16 protein-coding genes are annotated in these 20,971 nt (G+C 68.3%); 14 read left to right on the top strand and 2 right to left on the bottom strand.

The genetic code is table 11. The features are described from left to right. Position 1 precedes the first annotated feature (1 nt). The 14 genes from ABW137_RS10870 to ABW137_RS10805 all read left to right on the top strand — a co-directional run bounded on the left by ABW137_RS10870 (position 2) and on the right by ABW137_RS10805 (position 16,576). A complete protein-coding gene (locus ABW137_RS10870; protein ID WP_526399716.1) occupies positions 2-1,723 on the top strand; it encodes a hypothetical protein in 1,722 nt (573 codons plus the stop codon). After that, positions 1,711-3,513: a hypothetical protein gene (locus tag ABW137_RS10865; protein WP_526399714.1), complete on the top strand. Its 1,803-nt coding sequence runs from the start codon at positions 1,711-1,713 to the stop codon at positions 3,511-3,513. Before ABW137_RS10870 ends, ABW137_RS10865 begins: the two co-directional genes overlap by 13 nt. An 11-nt stretch (positions 3,514-3,524) precedes the next feature. After that, positions 3,525-4,259, top strand: coding sequence for a hypothetical protein (locus tag ABW137_RS10860; protein ID WP_526399712.1), 735 nt, complete (start codon positions 3,525-3,527; stop codon positions 4,257-4,259). 18 nt (positions 4,260-4,277) lie between these two features. Then, positions 4,278-4,592 carry a hypothetical protein gene (locus ABW137_RS10855; protein WP_526399710.1) on the top strand — a complete coding sequence of 105 codons (315 nt, stop codon included), beginning with the start codon at positions 4,278-4,280 and terminating at the stop codon, positions 4,590-4,592. Positions 4,593-4,654: 62 nt separating this feature from the next. After that, a complete protein-coding gene (locus ABW137_RS10850) occupies positions 4,655-5,737 on the top strand; it encodes a contractile injection system protein, VgrG/Pvc8 family (RefSeq protein WP_526399708.1) in 1,083 nt (360 codons plus the stop codon). Between the two features lie 8 nt (positions 5,738-5,745). Continuing rightward, a complete protein-coding gene (locus ABW137_RS10845) occupies positions 5,746-6,483 on the top strand; it encodes a phage baseplate assembly protein V (RefSeq protein ID WP_526399706.1) in 738 nt (245 codons plus the stop codon). Further along, positions 6,480-6,839: a hypothetical protein gene (locus ABW137_RS10840; RefSeq protein WP_526399704.1), complete on the top strand. Its 360-nt coding sequence runs from the start codon at positions 6,480-6,482 to the stop codon at positions 6,837-6,839. The genes ABW137_RS10845 and ABW137_RS10840 overlap by 4 nt, the downstream gene beginning before the upstream one ends. A 14-nt stretch (positions 6,840-6,853) precedes the next feature. After that, positions 6,854-7,219, top strand: a complete 366-nt coding sequence (locus ABW137_RS10835) for a GPW/gp25 family protein (protein ID WP_526399703.1) — start codon at positions 6,854-6,856, stop codon at positions 7,217-7,219. A gap of 17 nt (positions 7,220-7,236) precedes the next feature. Next, positions 7,237-8,808: a baseplate J/gp47 family protein gene (locus ABW137_RS10830; protein WP_526399701.1), complete on the top strand. Its 1,572-nt coding sequence runs from the start codon at positions 7,237-7,239 to the stop codon at positions 8,806-8,808. Then, complete coding sequence (locus ABW137_RS10825; RefSeq protein WP_526399699.1) at positions 8,805-12,509, top strand: phage tail protein; 3,705 nt, start codon at positions 8,805-8,807, stop codon at positions 12,507-12,509. The genes ABW137_RS10830 and ABW137_RS10825 overlap by 4 nt, the downstream gene beginning before the upstream one ends. Before the next feature lie 14 nt (positions 12,510-12,523). After that, a complete protein-coding gene (locus ABW137_RS10820) occupies positions 12,524-14,479 on the top strand; it encodes a DUF6519 domain-containing protein (RefSeq protein WP_526399697.1) in 1,956 nt (651 codons plus the stop codon). A gap of 301 nt (positions 14,480-14,780) precedes the next feature. Further along, positions 14,781-14,963, top strand: coding sequence for a hypothetical protein (locus ABW137_RS10815; protein ID WP_526399695.1), 183 nt, complete (start codon positions 14,781-14,783; stop codon positions 14,961-14,963). 52 nt (positions 14,964-15,015) lie between these two features. Further along, the gene (locus tag ABW137_RS10810) at positions 15,016-15,771 is read left to right on the top strand and encodes an AfsR/SARP family transcriptional regulator (RefSeq protein ID WP_526399693.1); all 756 of its coding nucleotides are present in this window, start codon (positions 15,016-15,018) and stop codon (positions 15,769-15,771) included. A gap of 22 nt (positions 15,772-15,793) precedes the next feature. Then, on the top strand, positions 15,794-16,576 hold the full coding sequence (locus ABW137_RS10805) for an AfsR/SARP family transcriptional regulator (protein WP_526399691.1): 783 nt from the start codon (positions 15,794-15,796) through the stop codon (positions 16,574-16,576). Between the two features lie 17 nt (positions 16,577-16,593). Here the strand turns inward: ABW137_RS10805 and ABW137_RS10800 are convergent, their stop codons facing one another. Together ABW137_RS10800 and ABW137_RS10795 are read right to left on the bottom strand one after the other, a co-directional pair. Continuing rightward, complete coding sequence (locus ABW137_RS10800) at positions 16,594-18,678, bottom strand: WD40 domain-containing protein (RefSeq protein ID WP_526399689.1); 2,085 nt, start codon at positions 18,676-18,678, stop codon at positions 16,594-16,596. A gap of 34 nt (positions 18,679-18,712) precedes the next feature. After that, a complete protein-coding gene (locus tag ABW137_RS10795) occupies positions 18,713-20,761 on the bottom strand; it encodes a WD40 repeat domain-containing protein (RefSeq protein ID WP_526399687.1) in 2,049 nt (682 codons plus the stop codon). Positions 20,762-20,971: the final 210 nt, after the last annotated feature.

Raw genomic sequence — 20,971 nt, 5'->3', positions numbered from 1 at the left:
CGTGCCCATCGACTTCGCCGCAATCGCCGCCCGCCTCGCCGACCTCGCCTACCAGGATCGACTGTCGACCGATGCGGGCAAGGTCATTCAAGATGCGCTGGAGAAGCGGCTGTCCGGCGCCCACACGGCCGAAGTGAACACCGGTGATCTGCCGACCCTGCGGTTCGAGGACGGCGCTCTGGCGGTGCGGGTGCTTGCGGCCGCCACCGAAGGCACTGCCGCCATCCTCCTCGGTGTCGGCGAGCTCTCGAAGGACACGGTGGGACTGGGCGTTTCGGGATGGAATCGCTGGCTGCACGCCGCGACGGACCTTCCGACGATGATCGACGCGGTCGACCAGTTGGTCGCCTCCGCGGAGGCATCGATCGCCCGCTTGGCCACGCCCACGCCGCAGACGTTCGATCCGCGCGGCGCGACCATCTTCGACGTCGTGGGGGTCGCGGCCGCAACGTACGCCGGTCTCAAACGCGCGCTCCAGCCAGGCGGCGACGCCGACCGGATCCATCAGGCGGTCGCGGACGCAGCGAAAACCCTTGGCCTCGGCGGGACTCAGCCACCGAACGCCATGGCGGCACCCATCCCGTCGGGTGCATTTCCCGCGGCGCCCGTGCCTGCGCCGCCCGAGCCCGCGGGGACCGATGACGACGACGCCCCCATCCTCGCCGCCACGGTGATGCTGCTGGCGTGGCCGCGACTGGTGGGTCTGGTGGCCGAGGCCGTCGGCATCCGCGCCCGGCTGGGGGTTCTCGAGGTGCTGGTCACCGTCGAGCAGGCGGTCAGGTCAGCGATCGCCATGGTCTACGACAAGGTGTTCACCACCATCGGCGAGCTGGGGTTGAGGCTAACGCAGATCGTCCGCGGCATCCAAGTGGTCGTCGGCGCGTTCGCGCGTGGTGCGATCGCCTTCGCCCTGGCCTTCGGTATCGGATTCGGCTCGGCCGTAAAAGATTTCGTCTTTCAACTGGCGGGCTTCCTGAAGACGGTAGCGGTGTTCATGCAGATCTTGGTCGACGTGCTCGAGACGCTCGGACTGGATAGATGGGCGCGGTCGGACATCCCGATACCGGCGGAGGCACCGCGGTTGGACTTCCATTCGGACCTCATCGACATCGGAAGCTCATTGTTCGGCGACGAGGTGCAGCGTCAGGTCGGTGACGTCATCGCCAAGACCGACGACGCCATGCGGGCAGCACTGGAAGCCGGGTTCAGTTCGACCGCCAGGCAGTTGGACGCCAGGGCCAGACAGTTCTCCAGCCTGGCCGACACCGCCGGCGACACCGGGCCGCTGACGCCTCAGCTCGGCGGTGACGCCGACCAGTTGGCCGCGGCCCTGTTCCCGACCGAGCCGGTTGCGCTCGAACGCGATCCCCTTGCACAGGCGTTCGACGCGTGCATGGCCCACGGCGGCATCGACATCCTGGAAGGCGTCACCCGCGGTTACGGCCAGCAGATGGCGCGGCTGTGGCGTGCCCGCTATCTCGAGGAACCAGTGCCGGGTGGCCCCGGCCCCGACGGTGGCGCCCCCACCTCGCCGCACATCCTGCGGAAGCACACCGTTGCCGTTCGCGTGCAGGTGCCACGGGTGGTCGTACGGATCAGTGGAGACCCCGACGGCGTGCTGGACGCCGTGGCGGGGGAGTTCGCCGGGGCGGTCCGCGATGCCTACCGGAACGGCACCAGGATGCATCTCGCCGGAGCGGGAGGTGCCACGTGGACGAGGTGATCACCCAGCTTGGATTACTGCTCACCCAAACGCGTTTCGCGCGTCGCGCTCTCGAAGACATCGAGCGTGCGACGGGGCAGTACGGCTCCTATGCCTTCACCGCGGCGATCACCCCTGCGGGCAGTCCGCCGCTTCTCGACGGCGCGCTACGCGTGCACATCGTCAACCTCCGTGACCTCACCGCCGGTGGCGGATTCGGCGACACCGTCACCGGCCTGCTCGGCGGTATCGGCAGCTTCATCGGCAACCTAGTCGGCGGCGCCGTCGGCGGCACGATCGGCTCCATGCGACTGGCGGCAGCACTGGGCACGATCAATGCGCTGGCCGGGCGCATCGAGAGGATCATCGACAAGCTCGGGCTGTCCAAGACGGCGCAGGCCCCACCCGCCGGGGGAGTAGCAGGCACGGGAGCGTCGGCGGGCGCAGCCGCGGCCACGCCTTCTGCGGCAGGTGGACAGCCGGACTTCATGAACCAACTGTCGACACTGCGTCAAAGGGTCGATGCTGCAACGGCTTTGCTGAGGGCCGCCAATGGGACGCCGACCCAGGGTACCGGCGAGGGCGCGGCCGCGCTGGCAGCTCCGGAGGCCGCCGCGTACCGGTCATGGGTGGATTCCCTGACCGCGATGCTGGCGACCGCAACCCGCGCCGTCGGTGGCCTCGTCGTCGCGATCCCCACCGCGATCGCGGCGCTAGCCTGGCTGTTGGACCGCCTACCCGACGTCCGCAATGCCGTCACCGACACGCTGCGTTTCGTCGTGCGCTCCGCGCTGGTGCTGCGCGGAGCGATGATCGTGCTCGGCCTTGAGACCATCGCGATGCTCGCCCGGGTTGCCGCGATGGCCGTCCGCACCCTGGCCGACACCGTCACCGGGGCCCTCGCGGCGATCTTCGATGCGCTGGCCAAACTGCTCGACGGTGCCCTCAAACTCGGCGCAGTGCTCGGTTCGGCGATCACCAAGACCATCAACAGCTTGCTGAACTGGCTGGTCCCCACCGTCGACAAGATCCTCCGTGATCTCGGTGAGCTGCGGATCTTCCGGTTGGTCTACCAACTTGCCGACATCGCGCACCACTTCTTCGGTGCGGGCAAGGACAAACCAGGCGCCCCCGCCGGCAGCGCCGCCAACCCGGCCGCCCCCGGCAGCGTACCGATCGCGCCGCCGAAGCCGCCCGATCTCGTGGCCCTGATGAACGAGGTCAGCGCGGACGCCAAGACGATGACCGACAAGATCAAGACCGCCGCCACCGAGCTCGTCAACAAGCCCACCGAGGCACTGCAGAACGGGCTGACGACATTCGCTCAGAAACTCGACGAGGCCGCGATCAAGGAGTCCAGACTGTCGGGGACCAAACTCGATGACCGCCTGCGAGGCATCGCCACGAACGCCACCGAGACCGCGAACAGGCTGCTGCCGGTGTCTACGACACCCCCCGACACCGCTTTCCACCCGATTGCGGCGGCTTACGGTCAGTGGCTGGCCACCGGCGGGTTGCAAAGGCTACTCGACTCGATGACCGAGTACTTCACCACGCCTACGTCGCCGCCGAGTGCGCCCAAGACGACCACGCCCGCAACGGATCTGCCGATGGTGCAGATCGGAGAGGTGATCATCGACATCGCAGGACCACCGTCACCGCCGCTGCGGGCCGATGAAGCGTTGCGGGGTGAGGGCACCCCCCTGCTCCCGGGTGACGGCTACGAGCTCGACCGCATTCACAGCCTCCATCGCATGGACGAACTCCGAGGCAGCCGAGGCCGTCGACGTCCCCACACACCGATTTTCTGAGAGGAGTCACCATGTCGCGAAAGGGCTACATCGCCAACCTGTTATCAGTGCCCCCGCTGATCTTCAAGTTCCAGTTTCATCCCGAAATCCTCTCGGAGAAGAAGGGATTCGAGTACAAGTCGGCGGATTCCCTGGGCGACTGGGATTTCGACAAGATCGCCAAGGCCAAGGGCGCCAATGCTGCGACTCCCGACAAGAGCTCCTTTTCGAAGGGCATCGGCCTAGCAGGCGGGCTCTTCGACGACTTCCAGGAGTTCAACAGCCTGCTCGTCGCCACCAAGGCGATGGACCCAGTCATGGGTCGCGCCCGCACCTTCGGCCTCGAGTTCGCGCTCGACGCGCGTGCCAAGCCCGACGACCCGTCGGCGGGCGACGGCGACCGGCGCATCGAACCAGACCTTGCGGTGCTTCGGTCGTTCATCAACCCGACCATCGACGTCCAGGCGATGCTGGCGAAGAAGAAGCTCTGGACGCATCCGCCGACGTGTGACCTCAAGCTCGGGGACATCGAACTCACCTGTGTGATGACCGATCTCAACATCAAGATCACGAAGTTCAAGTCGGATCTGACCCCGGAACGCGCCGAGATCAGCCTCACGCTGACCGAGCAGACCAGATCGTTCGCCACGGGAATCGACGTCATCACCCGCACCGTCGAAGTTGCCAGATCCTACGGACAGCTCAGCGGAGAGGACTTCGCTCAGCAGGTGCCCGGATACGGCTTCGTCCAGGACGCATTCGGATAGCGATCGAAGGGATCAACCATGACCGTTGGAGCCAATTCACGCTACCGGCAGCTCACCGCGTACCCCGCCGCAGCCGCGGACGGCACGCTGCGTCCGACCTTGCCGATCCGGCGCACGGTGTCGCCGCAGGCAGCCACCTACCGGCACAGGGTTACCGGGGTCGAGGACATCGAGTATCTATCGTGGCGCTACCTGCGCAACAGTGAGGCCTGGTGGACCATCGCCGACGCCAACCCGATCGTGTTCCCCCTCGACGTCGCGGTCGGCGACGTCGTCGAGGTGCCGATGGGCGAACAACCCCGCGGCGGCGACCGCACCCGGGTGTTCCGGTGAGCGGGGCACCCGCGGTCGCAGCGACCGTTCTGGTCAGCGCGGACGGTTCCGACTGGAGGGACGTGAGCGCCCCGGTCTTCGCGGTCAACGTCGAAGACGACGACCGGCTCACGGACAAGGCGGTCATCCGGCTCGACGACAGCACCGGCGTCCTCGCCGACGCGTCCTTCGAGGGCCTGGAGTTGAGGGTGGCCTTCGGCGACCCCGACCATCAGACCTACGTATTCGAGGGGGTGGTGGCCAGCTCCCGGGTGCTGGCCACCCCGGGGCGTCAGCTCGTCGAACTCACCGCGCTGGACTTCACCTTTCGCATGAGCAGACGTGACTACGACCCCGCGGAGTGGAAACCCGGCGAGACACTCGGCTCGGTGCTGGCACGCATCGTGGCACGGCCCGAGTACGACCTCAGCCCGTTCCAGATCACCCCAGCCACGGACATCGTGCTCGACGAACGACGACCGGCCCGCCCGGCCAACGTGAACGAGTGGGAGTTCGTGCTCGATCAGGCGGAACGGCAGGGTTGCCTCGCGTTCTGTGAGTTCGACGGTACTGACACCTCCAACTTCTACTTCACGCCGTTGGCGAAAGTGGTTGCGGCGGAGCCGATCGGGGAGCTGCACTATGGGCGGGGCAACGCCAACCTGATCGAGTTCTGCTATGAACGCAGTGCTACCACCGCCGCGCCGCTGCGTTCCGCGTCGACGATCGACCCGGTGACCGGAACGGCCCGCGTCTCGCCTTCGCCGACGACGGTGCCACGGCCGCCCCTTCCGCCGCCGGCCACCGACGCCGTCGCAGACCTCGACCCGCGCAGGCGCACCGCGATCGAGGCACTGAGCGACCTGGCCGCCGCGGCGGCCGCCACCCTCACCCGACCCACCGAGCGGGTCACCGGCGACACCGCGCGCACCGCCGACGAATTGGCCTACCTGAGGGCACCGGATCCGACGTCGGTACTGGGCTTCAGCGGACACGGCGTGGCCTCGGGAACCGTTGCGCTGCGCGCCAAGTCGCGGGTGCACATCTCGGGGGTGTCGGGCTGGGCCGAGGGGAACTGGTACGTCCGACGGGTCAACCACGTCTACCAGCGGGCGGTCACCGCGACCCGACCGACCTACTCGACCGAGTTCATGGCGACACGATAGGAATCCCGATGTTGATCGACGAGAGCACCCGGCACGTCGGGCGGTACTACGGCAAGTACCGCGCAACGGTGACCGACAACGCCGACGACGAGCACCGCGGCCTGCTGAGGGTGGAGGTACCCGACGTCTTCGGCGCAGGCGTCGAGGTGACCGCCGAGGCCTGCCTTCCCTACGGGCAATACTTCGTCCCGCCCAAGGGCAGCGTGATCTACGTCGAGTTCGAGGCGGGCGACCCCGAGCGTCCCCTCTGGGTGGCGGTCGCGATCACCGCCGCCCATCCGACCAAGGTGACGTCCGACAACGTCCTGCTCACCGCGACCGGGGAGGCAATGATCTCCATGGGCGCCGACGGTGGGGTACTGCTGTCTAGCCCTGCGGGGTCCTATCTGCACCTGGATGCGGCCAACGAGTCGGCGACCCTCGCCGAGGGACACGGCAACTTCGTGTCGATGGGCGAGGGCGGCGTCAGCATCGTCAACAACGACGGCGCGGTTGTCAACGTCACCAAGGACACCGTGCACATCAGAGCGGCCAAGGTGGTGATCGAGGCGACGACGGTGGCGTTGGGCGCCGGTGCCACGGACAGCACGGTGCTCGGCAGCGGCATGGAGGCGTTGTGGACGCTGTTGGCCAGCCACGTGCACCCCACCGCCGCGCCGGGGCCGCCCTCGCCGGCGCCCACCCTGGTGGCCATCCCCAAGCTGATTCCCGGTGTGCACCTGACTAGTTCGGTGGTGGTCAAGTGAGCAGATGTACGTTCCCCGACTTCCCGACCATCAGCGTCGTGCTGCCCGCGCTGCCGGGGCTGCCTGCGATTCCAGACATTCCACAGTTGCCGACGCTGACGTTGCCTGACCTTCCCGGTGTCGCGCTGCCGCCGCTGCCGCAGTTCGCGGTGCCGATCCCAGCGCTACCGGGACTGCCTGCGATTCCCGACATTCCACAGTTGCCGACACTGACGTTGCCTGACCTTCCCGGCGTCGCGCTGCCGCCGCTGCCGCAGTTCGCGGTGCCCATACCCGCGTTGCCCGGCCTACCCGCCATCCCAGAACTTCCGCCACTGCCCAGCCCGCCTGCCCTGCCGGGCTGCCCACTGGATTGAGAAAGGTGCCAATCATGACCCAACCACGAGGGCCGTCCGTGCCCTTCCGCATCGACCCGCACACGGGGTCGGCGGCATGGAGCGAGGGCACCGAGAAGATTCGCGAGGACCTCGTGCTGTTGCTGGGCACTCGTCACGGTGAACGACCGCTACTGCGTGAATACGGTTCCAACATCTCGGCTCTCGTGCACGAGCCAGACGACGACGTGACCGCGGACCTACTGCGCCGTCAGGCGCACGAGGCGGCGATCCGTTGGGAGCCACGGATCGTCGTGACCCAGGCGCGGGTGGAGCGCTCCGGTGATGAACTGCAGCTGCTGCTGACCTACGTCCACGCCGACGCGCCGGTGTCCGGGCAACTGAACGTGCCGCTGATCTGACCAGGAGCTGACTGACGATGACCACGCCCGCGATCGACTACACCGACAAGGATTTCGCGTCCCTGCGGGCGGCGATGATGCGCCTGGCGAGCCAGCGGCTGCCCGAGTGGACCGACCGGTCGCCATCGGATCTGGTGATGGTGCTCATCGATCTGTTCGCCTACTGCGGTGACATCGTCGCCTACTACCAGGACCGGATCGCCAGTGAAATGTTCCCGTCCACCGCCACCGAGCGGGCCAGCCTCGTCGACCTGCTGCGCCTGGTCGGCTACGAATTCAGGCAGGCCACGCCCGCCCGCGCCGATCTGCAGCTGACGTTCAAGCGTCCAGCCGGAGCGGCCGACCCCCGGGTGGCGGTGATCACGACCGGATCTCGGTTCCGGGCCGAGGTGCCCTCCTACGGGCCGATCGAATTCGCCTATCTGGGGGCCGATCTGACCGTCGACCTGACGTCCAGCCAGGTGCGGCCCCACCCGGACCCCGCCCAGCCGCTGGTCTACTACGACGGGCTTCCCGTCGAACAGGGAAGGCAGGTCACGCCGGACCCCGTGATCGGTTCGGGGAGTGGGGAGACGGGCCAGAACCTGTCGTTGCCCGACGTCGACGTCGACCTCGACTCGGTGGTGATCGAAGTGCACGAGGGAGCCGGGTGGACTCGCTGGTACCGGGCGCAGGGCAATGTGGCGTCCAGCGATCCGCTCGCGCGCGAATACCGCCTCATCGTCGATGCCGCCAACACGGCACGCGTGGTGTTCGCCAACCGGCCCTTGCCGGTGGCCATCAACAACGTCAGGGCGAGCTACCGGGTCTGCGCAGGCGCTCGCGGCAACGTCGCCGCCGGTGTCATCTCGCAGGCCATCGACGTGATTGCGGGGCTGGCGGCGGTGAGCAACCTGGTGGCCGCCGCGGGTGGCAGTGACAGCGAATCGTCGGACAGCGCAATTGCCAACGCGCCTCAGCTCTTTCGATCAACCGAACGCGCGGTCACCGCTGCGGACTACATTGCGCTTGCGCAGCGGACCGGCGCGGTGGCCAAGGTCCGGGTGCACAGCCCGGCGTGGAATCGTGTGGAGCTCTACGTCGCGCCCGCGGGCGCCGCACTGACGCCGCTGTCGGAGTCGCTGCGAAATCATCTGCTCGCCTACTTCGATGACAAGCGCCAGGTCTCGGTGAACGTGCAGGTGTTCGGGGCACGACCGGCGCCCGTCGACATCGCCTGCGAGGTGGTGGTCGACGAGCGGTTCGTCGCAGCCGCCGTGGTGGCGAACGTGCGGACCGCAGTCACCGACCTGTTGGCCTTCCAACGGGTGGACTTCGCTCAGACGCTCTACTTGAGCGACGTCTACGCAGTCGTCGAATCGGTGCCCGGCGTGCTCGGCACGACGGTGAACCGGTTCCGCCGGGCGGACCGTCCGGCCCTCGACGTCGACGCCGAGTTGGCGCGGTCGGGTCTGCCGCCGCTTGCGCAGCTGCCCGACGTGATCAGAGCCGCGGTGTCCGGCGACGTCGAGTCGAGCGGTCGGATCGACGTCGGAGAAACCGAGATTCCGGTCCTCGGCACCCTCGACGTGGGGACCCGCCTGCGATGACCGCCACCGACTTCACTGCGTCAGCCGACCTCGTCGGTCGACGAATAGCACTGCGGTGGAGCGTCTTTCCGATCGACGACGGTGTGCTGCCGCGGGTCATGGTGCGCCGCAAGGAACGCGACTTCAACTTTCCCGCTGAGACGGAGCCGTACCTGCTGTACGACAGTGGGGCGTTTCCGCCCGCCGAGGTGCCGGGCGAGTTGGCGGTCCACCCGCTGGCCGGCAGCGAAGACACGGTGGAGGGCCTGCGGTGCACCGAACGAATCTGTACCGTCACTCGTCGCGAAGAGGGCCGGTGGATCGAGATCGTGCGCCGCACCGAACGCACGCTCTTCAACGTCGACCGCAGCGTCGCGCGCCAGGACGTCGAGCTGCTGGACGCCGGCGGCGGCTCGCAGCCACTGCAGCCGGGACTGACCTACTACTACCAGCTCGACGCGCAGACCGTCCCGGCCACTCCACTGCGCGCCACTGCCACACCGACGGGGGTTCATCAGTACCACCGGGCGCTCTACGAGCTGCTGCCTGCGGTGTACCGGCGCCATGACACGGGAGAGCGTCCACGCGACGCCCGGACCGGATTGTGGCCGGAGGCCAACCCCGCGGGCGGCCCACTGCACCGGCTCACCGACGTATTCGCGACCGCCGTTGGTGCACTGCGCAGTTCGGCGGATGGATTGCGGGGTCTGCGCGACGTCGATCTCACCGATGCCCGCTTTCTGCCCGTGCTCGCCCAGTGGATCGGCTGGCAGCTGACCGACGACGACATCGCCCGCCAACGCGCCGAGATCACCGCCGCGCCCACCCGGTACCGCTCGGTGGGCACCGTCGCAGGCGTCCGCGCGATCATCGAGCATCACACCGGAATGTCGGTGCGCATCGGCGAACCTGCCCAGAACATTTCGCTGACGAACAACGCTCCGCAACGCAATCTGTTCGCCACCGTCGAGCGCGGCGATGATGACTGGTCGGGCCCCGACGACGCCGCGAGTGCGCTGGGCTTGGCCGGTATGAGCGGCCCCATCATCACCGGGGCCGCCAGTGAACCGTTCCGGCTGGCCGACGGAATGTCGCTGTGGCTCTCGGTGGATCACGCGTCGCCAGCTCAGGTCGTCTTCACCTCGGCGGATTTCGTCGACATCCGCCATGCCAATGCAACGGAGGTGGCCACCGTGATCGGCCGCAGACTGCGTGCCGTCGAGGCCGACGTCGTGGCGGGACAGCTGCGACTGGGGTCCTCGACTTCGGGCGCTCGGGCGGACATTGCGGTATGGCAGGACAGCGCATCGCTCCTCACGCTGGACGGGGCGCCCGCCGGGCGGTTGGCGCACGTCGCCGATGCCGAGGGCACGGACTGGCTGGCCTATGCAACGACCGCGGGTCCCGGGGTCGCGCGAGGCCCTCAGCTGCTGCTCAAGACACGCGTGGCCGGCCGCTGGTACGACGCCTGCGCGGTGGCCGACGACGTCGAGGCGCAGGCGGATCCCGCATTGGCGGTGCTTACCGACCGGCTGTGGTGCGCGTGGGTCAGTGATCCCCACGTCGCGGGATCTCGGCTGCGGTACCGGCTGGGAGACCTACCACGTGCCACGCCTGCGCGGCTGCGCAGCGACGCAGGACAGCCGTTCCGGCTGGCGGCCGATACGGCGCTCGCGATCGTCGACTCGACGGGCCAGCACGTCTTCACCGTCCAAGAGGCGGACTACCAAGACCTGAACACCGCGACGGCAGCCGAGGTCGCGGCGGCGTTCAACCAGCAGCGGGCGGCGAATGGACCACTCCTGCAAGCCAACGCCGACGGCACGCTGTCGGTCGTCAGCGACGCGCGGGGACCCGAGGTGACGATGCGTGTCGATCTGGCCGCGTCGACCGCGGCGTGGGCGCTCGGATTCGGGGCGCGCAGCCTGGTGGACAGCGGCCGCTGGGACCCGAAGGTGGCGTGGGGCATCGCGCATGAGGTCGCCGGGGTGCCCGCGGGTCGGCACGCCGACTGCACTGCGGCAGTCGAAACCGACGGCGCGGTGCGACTCTGCTGGAGCATGCATCTCGCTCAGGTGTGGCGGTTGATGTCCAGCCGGTGGACTGACAGGGTCTTGGCCGCAACGGCGTCCGGCCTCACGATCGTCACACCGCAAGCGGTTTCGACACTCACCACGTCCGACGGCCTGCCGTCCGACGATGTCCGTCGCGCGGCCGTGGACGGCGAAGGCACCGTGTGGCTCGCCACGGCCGCGGGACTCGTCGCTCGGACACTCGACGGCGAGACGACCGTTCACACCGCCGCATCCACCGCCGGAGGTCTGCTCTCCGACGACGTCCGCGGCGTGGCGATCGACGCCGACGGAGCGGTCTGGTCCGCCACCGCTGCCGGCATCAGCGTGCTGACGGCCGGCGGCGACTGGACGGGATTCGACACGTCGGCCGGATTGCCGAGCGACGACGTGCGTGCCGTCGCCGTCCCACTTGACGGCTCGGTGTGGTCGGCGACGGCAGCCGGGCTCGCCGTGCGCCGATCCGGGGCGTGGCACCGCATGGCCGCGTCGTCTACTCACCCGACGCTGGATGTCCGAGGCTTGGCGGCCGGACCCGACGGCACGATGTGGGCGGCCACCGACAGCGGACTGGCCAAGGTCGGACCCGACGGTGTCACCACGGTGTTCGACTTGGCGGCAATGGGTTCCGGGGCCGCCGACGTCAGAGACCTCAGCATCAGCGAGTCCACCGTGTGGCTGGCGACCGCCGCGGGAGTGGTCGAATGGCGCGGTACCTACGATGCTCGCCTGCACGCCGACATCGGCGGCGACGACTGCCGGGCGATCGTCGCCACCGACGGCGAGATCTGGGTCGGTACCGCGTCGGGCATCGTCACCCGCGGGACCGACGGGCAGTGGCGATCTCGGGCGGCTGGGGTGGCCGCCACCGCCCTCGCGGGTAGCTGGTCGGCGCCCGGCTTCCTCGGTGATGCTGGCGACGGTGAACGCGATCCGCACCTTCTCCGCGACGGCACGACCGTCACGTTGGTCGCGGCCAGGCGCACCCGCACCGCCACCGGCGACACCTGGCAAATCACCCTGCGTCGTAAGCCGGACGGCGCGGCGTGGTCACCTCCCACCGAACTGACCATGGCCGAGGCTCAGGACCGCGAGCCCGCGCTGACGCTCCTGAGCGGTGGACGGCTGGGTGTGTACTTCCGCTCCGATCGCTCTGGTGGCAACCGCATCTGGCGCCTCGAACTCAGTTCGGCGGGCACCGCGTCGGCGCCGACGCCCGTGACCACTGGGGCGAGCGCCGAGACCAATCCGGTGGTGCTAGCCGCCGACGACAACCCCGACTCGCCGCTGCTGATCATGCGCAGCGATCGCAACGTCACCCTGTCGGGAGTGGCTCCGTCGACGGATGGTCCAGCACCGCAGCAGGTGTCGGTCCGCCGCTTTGCGGGCTCCGGTACCGCGATTCCCCGCGACACGGCACGCAACGGGATGGCGGGGACGTTCGGCGAGTTGCTCGACTACACCCCGCAACGGCCTCGTGGAGACGCCGCCCAACCGAACGAGCTGTATACCCCCGGGACCGTGGCGGTGTTCTTCGCAGGCGAATCCACCGGCGAATCAACGGGACTCAACGACCCTCAGCGATTGCGTCGGTTGCTCTCCGAATTCCTGCCCGCCAACGTGCGGGTCGTCACGATCGCCAATCCCTGAAAGGCAGCCCGCCCATGCCATCGATCTCCGAGACGACGTTCAATCCGCTCGCCCGCTACGTCAACGTGCGGATGCAGCAGGGAGTGCCGATCGTCGACGCCGACGTCAACGAACTCGACGACATCCGCAAGTTCGAGCTCCGGGCGTTTCTGAAGTGGTTCGTCGGCGACGGCGTTCCGGACGGCAACGACGGCTTCCGGATTGACGGTGCCGACCGCGACAACGACTTCCTCATCCGGTTTGGCGGATCGGCCTCCGAGGGTGCCACGCCCGCTGAGCAAGGCCTTCGCAACGTTGGCCGGATGATCGCTGATGGGCTCGACGTCACCATTGCCGCCGACCTCGCCTTCTCCGAACAGGAGCTGTACCAGCTGAATCCGGGTGCCGAGACACTGGCCGCCAGATTGAAGGTACCGGTCGTTCCCGAGCTGGCGACCCCGACGACGAATACGGTGATCGCCGCATACCTCGACGTGTGGGAGACGTTGGTCACCGCCGACGACGACACCGCGTTGCTGCACAGCGGTCTCGGGGTCGAAACCTGTGCACGGGTGCGCCGCGACTGGGTGGTTCGGGTCCGCGAAGGGCGCAGCGCCCCCAGCGCAGGCGACGCCGACTTCATCCCCGGGCACTCCTATGTGCTGCTCGCCCACATCGGCCGGCGAGGCGGCAAGCCCCAGATACGAGGCGCCGACGTCGTCGACCGGCGGCACCAGCGCCTGCAGGTCCCCCCGGCGACGCTCGTCGAAGACGTAATGGGCATGAGCACCTCGGACTATCGCACCGGGCTTCGGCGCCCGCCGATCAGCCTGAGGGAAGCGGTGAATGCGCTTCTGCGAGGCGAACTCCTGACGAGTCCCGAGATCGCCGTGGCGCCGGCAGCCGGGCCCAACGTGCTGGACGCGATCGAGCGGGCATTCCTGCTCGACAGCGCCGACGGTCTCGTCGCGCTGTTCGCAAGCGACCGCGGCGGGTCCGACCAGATCTACGCCACCAGGATGCGCGTCGATGCAGCGCAGGACGGTTTCGCCGCACCAGTCCAGGTCACCTCCGGTCTCGGGCACACCCACCCGTCGGTAGCCCAACTGCCCGACGGTTCACTGTTCGTGGTGTTCCAGTCGCAGACCGGCAACAACGCCGACATCGTGGCGCGTCGAGGAACTCTGGACGAACTGGCAGGCGCCCAGGACATCCCGGTGGCCGCCACCCCAAACGTGATGGAGGACAGCCCGTTCGTCGTGGCGACGGGGTCGGTGGTGACGGTCTTCTTCCACAAGACACTGACCACTCCGACACCGACGACCGACCGGTGGTACTACCGGCGGTGGAACTTCGACACCGGAAAGTGGATCGACGACAACGCCGTTCAGCTGGCGCCCAACGACACCACGATTCGCGACTTCCACGCCGCAGCAGACAGCACGGGCAAGATTTGGGCCGTCTTCAAGACCCCCAGCTCCACCCCTGCCGCCGCCTCAACCGCCATCATGGCGTCTCTGCTGGACCCCGGTAGCGGCGCGTCGCCGGCGGACCCCTTCAAGATCTTCGAAGGCGCGAGCGGCGCCAGCGAGCCCCCGTTCGTCCTGTGCCCACGGAGCGGCGGCGCCTTCGTGTTCTGGCAGTCCAACGGGATCTCGGCACGTGAGTTTCGGGACGGGGCGTGGCAAAACGCGACGCAGGGTATCGGCGGCACCGGCGGCAGCGACCACCGGGCGTGCGCGGTCGAGGACGCCGACGGGGTGATCTGGCTGATCTGGAGTCGCGGCTCGATCGGCGACGGCGACGTGTTCATGATGCGTCGTGATGCGCTCGGACTGTGGGGTTCTGCGCGTCAGCTGGTGACGTCCGCCGGCGACGATACGGCACCATTCGGGGTCGCGGGCCGGGACACCACGGTGTGGGTCTTTTGGGCCAGCGACCGGGACGGGTCGGTGAAGATCTACTGCAAGCGGTTGGTCACCGCGGTCTGAACCTCGCCATGCCCACGACCGCAGGTCTACCGATCCCGCCCCAGGACGAGCGTCCGGGCCACCGCCGTGTGGTGGCCACATCACTTTCGAGTAGTCGACTACTCGCGACCTCCGCACTTGCCCGAACACAGAATTGCCCCGACATCAGCAGTCGAACGCAGCGAGTCCAGCCGGTGCGATCGAGTGCCGGCCAGTCGTTCGCGTTTCGCATACGGAGGGGTTTTCGCGGCCATGGAACTCGTGATGACACACCGGTCCTGTTGCGACGCCGCGGTGACGTGCCTTCCGGCAGGCTACCGAGATGAGCGCCGCGACTTCTGGCGTCTGCATCGTTCGGGTCGAGACCCAGGGATCCGGAGTGTTGGTGACCGTCACCACCGAGCACTACGACGGATCCACTCCACCGTGCACCCGCAGGGTCATCGACATCGACTCGGCGACCGGGATCGTCCACGACTTCCTCACCGGCTTTCACCGCGGCTGACCAACGCCGCAGGAACCCGCGAACCCCTCTCCCGGACCTGGGGGCGGTGACGGTGACGCCGTTCCCCTCTGCGGGTGTGGATCTCGCCGTTGGTCCCAACCTGCACTTGTTCGGTGGGCCGTTCGTCACGATCGACGGGCGACGGCACGCGATCCCGGATTGCTGCGAACGGCTGATGGTGTTGTTGACGCTGCGGCGCACATGGGTTGCGCGCAGTGTCGCGGCAGGCGTGCTGTGGCCCCTGGCCGACGATCGTCGGGCGGCGGGCAACCTGCGCTCGGCGTTGTGGCGACTGCGAGGTGCTGGGCTCGAGTTGGTCGACACCACCACCAGCTCGCTGACGCTGCACGCCGACGTCACCGTCGACGCACACGTCGCCTCGGATTGGGCGCAGCGCATCATCGGCGGTCAGCATCGCGACGACGACCTTCGTGTGGTGCCATGGTTCGCCGCCGCGACGAGTTTGTTGTCGAACTGGTCCGACGACTGGGCCATCTTGGAGCGGGAACGGTTGCGGCACAGAACGTTGCATGCGTTCGAGCAACTCAGCGTGCTGCTGATCGAGGCCGATCGAGTTGCCGACGCGGTCAAGGCGGCGCGCACGTTGGTGGCTGCTGACCCCCTTCGGGAAAGCGCTCAGCGGGCCCTCATCATGTCCTTGCTGGCGGCCCACGACCCGGCAGGTGCGATGCGCGTCGCCGAGACCTACCGCGAACTGCATCGACGCGTATTCGGTGTCGACCCGTCGAGCCGCCTGCGTGAGTTGGTGGCGCGGTGTGCCGACCCTCTCGCCGCTCGGCCGCGGTGACGACCGAAGACAGCCCGGTGACGTGTCGACCACTAGTTTCCTCGCCAGAGGGATGGGAGAAGAAGTGCAGGGACATCAAGCGCGCCAACCCCTTTCCCTTCGAGGGCCAGTCCTGCAGCTGTTCGGCGGGCCGCGTGTGATCATCGACGGCCACCCGGTGACGCCGCCGGAGAGCGGTCAGCGACTGTTGGCGTGGTTGGCGTTGCAGGATACCGCCGTGCAACGCCACCGGGTCGCGGCGGAACTATGGCCCCGGGTCGACCGCGCGCGCGCCGACGGCAATCTCCGTACCGCGTTGTGGAGGCTGCACGGCGCTGATCTCGACCTGGTGGACTCCGACGGCCCCGAGTTGCGCTTACGCGGCGACGTCGTCGTCGATGCCCGGCTTCTCGTTGCCTGGGCAACGCGAATCATCAAGGGCGCGACTCGATCCGAAGACCTTGCGCTGGCACCACGCATCGAGGAAGGCCTGTGCGTGCTGCCGGGTTGGTGCGATGAATGGATTCTGATGGCGCGGGAGTCCCTGAGGGCGACGGTGCTGGAGGCTCTAGAGGTGCTCAGTCGGCGACTGAATGCCGAGGGCCGGTTCGCCGAGGCGGTCGAGGCTGCCGTCATCGCGGTCGGTGCCGATCCACTGCGGGAAAGTGCCCAGGACGCGCTATTGTCCGCCCATCTCGCCGAAGGCAATCTCGTCGAAGCGCATCGAGCCCGCGACGCCTACTGCCGGATCCTGGACCAGGAGCTCGGCGTGCAACTGCCGCCGCTGCAGGTCTCACCGACCGCGTGGGAGCGTGGCGTCGCGTAACCCCCGGCAGAAGTCCGCTAGGGGGTGGCCTTGGTCGCAGGCAGCGAGAACAGCCGCGCGGCCTTGTCGTCGCTCGCCGTGGCCAACACGAGACCACCCGCGTCGATGCTCAGTGCCCGCACCGGTCCGTCGTGCACGAATTCGCGTCGCTGAGCACCGCTGGCGACGTCGAAGATTCGCGCCGTCTTGTCCTCACTTGCGGTGCACAGCAATGTGGCCGCCGGATTGAATGCCACGGCGTGGACAGGTCCGCCGTGGGTGAAGGACCCCAACTCGGCACCCGAGGAGACCAGCACGATTCGAGCCGTCCCGTCGTCGCCCGCGGTGACGACGCGGGTCCCGTCGGGGCTGAAGGCGACCGCGTTGATCGGCGCTGCGTAGCGCCGCCCGCCCAGCGCGGCGCCGCTGACCATGCTGAAGGTCTGGACGGATCCGTCGGCGCACCCGGTGGCCAGCGTCGTGCCATCGGCGCTGAACGCGACCGCGGGCACCGCGCCGTTGTGGGAGACGTTCATTACCTCGGCACCACTCGAGGTGTTGAAGACCCTGACGGAACCGTCGTCGCATCCGGTCGCCAACCGGGTGCCGTCGGGGTTGAATGCGACCGCGCGGACCACGGCGTCGTGGGTGAAGCGACGACCCTGCTGACCAGTGGTCGGGTCGATGAGGCGAACCGTTTGGGAGTCACCGGCGGTCGCCACCCGCTGCCCGTCGCTGCTGACCGCAACGGCATTGATCGGCCCGCTGTCGGTCAGGAGCGACCGTTGCGTCGCGGTGCTCAGATCGAGCGTGCGAGCGGTGTGGTCATCGCTGGCGGTCACGAACGCGGCGCGACCAGGCAGCCATTTCGCCCCGTTCACCGGCCCGTCGTGATCGATCCTGCCCTTCTCGGCGCCCGTCGCGGTGTCGAACACCCGTGCCGTCTCGTCCTCGCAGGCGCTCAGCAACTGGGAGCCGTCGGCATTGAACTCGACGGAGGTGACCGGGCCGTCGTGGTTCATGGTGAGGCGAGCGAGGGAGGGCAGCTCGAAGACGGTCGCGGTGTTGTCGTGGGTGACCGCCACCTGCAGAGCCTCGGGCCCCAACACCACGTTGTTGAAGGGCAGGTCGGGGGGTAGGGAGAACATCACGGTGCCGGTCTCGGGATCCCACATGCTGAGGCCAAACGCGTCCGGCGGTGTCACGCGCGTTGACATCACCCACCGTGAATCGGGGCTGAACCCGGCGAGGACGCCGCCAATGTCCTCGAACCTCTTCGCCAGCGGGTCGGCGTCGAGGATCGTCGCCAAAGGCATGATGCCGTTGAGTCGGACGCTCACCATGCCGATCAAAGTGCGATCCGGACTGAACACGAGTCGGATGACCTCGAACAGGTTACCGCCGTGCGGGGCTGGGGGATTGGGGAGACTGCGCATCGCGCCATTCGCCAAGTCCAGAACGCCGACCCCGTCGTCGGCACCGAACGCCAGCTGACCGCCGTCGGGGGAGAAGGCCACCTGGCGGACGTGCCCGGAGTGGGTGAACCGTCTCCGCTCGTTTCCAGAAGCGGCGTCGAGAAGCACGGTCTGGCCGCTGGACAGGTCGGTCCCGCCGATTCCGACGGCAATCGTGGCGCCGTCGGGACTGAACGTCGCGCAGTACAGCGTCGTTCCCGCCGGGGCGTCGAAGGGCCACAGGGGAACGCCGCCCGTCTTCGGAGCGAAGGCCCGCACGGCGGTTCGCTCGACGGCCAGTGCCACGTTCCCCGTTGGACTGAACACGATGTTCACCGGGCTGGGCCTGGCGGTCCCCTGAGTCATCGGAGCCACCCGCCAAAGTTCCCGTCCGGTCGCGGGATCGAACACGATCGCGAAGAAGTTCGACCGGATGCCGGAGCTTCTCCCCGACGCGGCGGCCAGCTCGCCAGCGGCGTCGAAGCTCACCCTGGAGAGGAAGAGTTCGGCCGTGAACGTGACCGGTGGGACGGTGCCATCGAGACGATGAACCTGAACCGTCTTGTCCTCGCTGGCCGTTGCGATTCTGCGCCCGTCCTGGCTGAAGGCGACGGCATTGATGAGGTCGGCATGCGTGAACGTGCCAACCACCCGTGGTGTCGGGGTCATCTCACTCCTCTGTTTATGCGCATGAGGTCCTGATTCATGGGGTGGTCCAAATGCGTGCGGTGTTGTCCTCCGAGCCGCTCGCCAATCGATCGCCGGTGGGGTTGAAAGCCACTGCGTACGTGGGACCGTCGTGGGCGAACTCAACCAAGTGCTCGCCGGACCGGGTGTCGTAGATCCGCGCGGTGCCGTCCTGGCAGGCGGTCGCCAACCGGGTGCCGTCGGAGCTGAACGCGACGGCGTGCACGGGTCCCGCGTGGGGGAGTTCGTGCCGCCTCGCGCCGGACGAGCCGTCGAAGATCCGCGCCGTTCCGTCCTCGGACGCGGTACCCAGCATGGTGCCGTCGGGGCTGAAGACGACGGCGTGCACGGGCCCGCCGTGAGTGAACTCGCGCTGTCCCACACCGGTCGCGTTGTCGAAGATCCGCGCCGTTCCGTCCTCGGAGGCGGTCGCCAGCCTGGCGCCATCCGGACTGAAGGCGATGGCAGTCACCGTGCCGTGATGCGGGAACTCGAATTGTGGTGCGCCGGTGGAGATCTTGAACAGGCGGGCGATCTGATCATCGGCGCCGGTCGCCAGCCGGGACCCGTCGGGGCTGAACGCGACCGCGCGCACGACTCCGTTGTGGTTGAACTTGCGTTGCTGGCCACCGCCCACGTCGAACAACCGGGCGGTGTTGTCGGCGCTCGCGGTGGCGACGATCGTCCCGTCGGGACTGACCGTCGCGGCGGTGACGGGGCCATCATGAGCAAAGCTCGCACGTTCGGCACCGCTGGTGGCGTCCATGACTCGCGCCGTGGCGTCCTCGCACGCGGAGACCGCGCGACCTTGGTCTGGCGTGAAGCCCGTCCAATGCACCGCGCCGCCGTGGCGCAGCTTCGCTCGCTCGACCCCCTCGGACGTGAACACTCGCGCCGTCCCGTCGGCGGACGCGGTCGCCACCAACGTCCCGTCACCGCTGAAGGCGACCGAGCGCACGGGACCGCCATGCGGCAGCCGATGCAACTCGACTGCCCCTGGGTCGAGCGCAAAGATCCGGAGCCCGTCGCCGGCGGCGGTAACCAATGCGCTGCCGTCGGGTGCGAACCGCCCCGACTCGACGACCGCATCGTGCTCGACGGCGAACGCACGGCGGCCCGTCGCCGCGTCGAGAGCCCATGCGGCCTTGGTGGAGGTCAACGGGCTCGGTGCGCCGACGAGCAAGAGCGAGGAGTCGGCGCTGAAGACCGGTCGCGGTCTGACACTGACGTCCGTGTGGTACCGCGCGGTCGGCACACCCGGTGTGGTGAGGGCAGCTCCGTCGAACACGCTGAGCTTCCTGCGTTTTCCGTCCACCACCGCGAGATGTCGACCATCGGGGCTCAACGCGATGCGAAACGCGCCGCGGTCCGCGCTGGCCAGCGTGCTGCGCGTCACCCCGGTGGCGGCGTCGAGGATCAGGACGGCGCCGTCGGTACTGACCACCAAGACCTGTCCGGTGCTGTCGTAGCGGATCGCGGTCACCGCGTCGGCGGTGGCCACGTGCCAGCGCAAGCCGTGCCCCATGACCCCCCGAACCTCGACGTGGCCGCCTCCGGTCGGACCGGTTCGCAATCCTGCGTTCGCGATGGACGTGCCATCTGGGCTCACTGCGACGTCTCGGACTTGGACGGTGGCGGCGAACCCAACCAGCGACGTGAGCTTGCCGGATTCGGCGTTCATCTCCATCACTCCGCCGAACTCACAGGTCACGATCTCGGTGGCGTCTGGGCGGTAGACGATCGAGCTGTCCTCGGCCCGTTGAGCTTTGCGCTGCCACAGCACGTTCGGAGTGCGCGCATCCACGACCGTCAGCGCCTCCGCACCTGCGACGGCGATGCGACGTCCGTCGGGGTTGTAGACCAGCTGCCCGATGACGGCGGGCGTGATCGGCATCCAGAAGCGCTGCTCACCGGTTTCGGTGTCGAAGACGCGTAGCTGGCTGGAGAGTCCCGACACGCCGCCGGGCAGAGTGCTGGCGGTGGCCACCGAGCGTCCGTCGGGACTGATGGCGACCGGCCCCAGTCCGTCGGCGGGTAGGAAGCTCGTCAACCGGGCCGTTGGCACGTGACCTCCAGGGACGCAGGGCGACTAATGGGAGCGGAGTGCACACGCACTACGGTCGCCCGTCGGCTGTCACTCGGGCGTCACCGCTGTCGCCGATGCCGGTCGGGGTGACGCGGCGGTGACGGCCTGCGCCCGACCATCAACCCACCACCTCGCATACCTCGCCGTTCGGAGCGGCAACGCCGAGGGCGGGCCGATGGAAGCGAGGCC

It is taken from the genome of Mycobacterium sp., from assembly GCF_040509115.1.
In the GTDB taxonomy this organism is placed as follows: domain Bacteria; phylum Actinomycetota; class Actinomycetes; order Mycobacteriales; family Mycobacteriaceae; genus Mycobacterium.
Note: the sequence above shows the minus strand (reverse complement) of the source record. Positions and strands in the feature narration are given on the sequence as shown.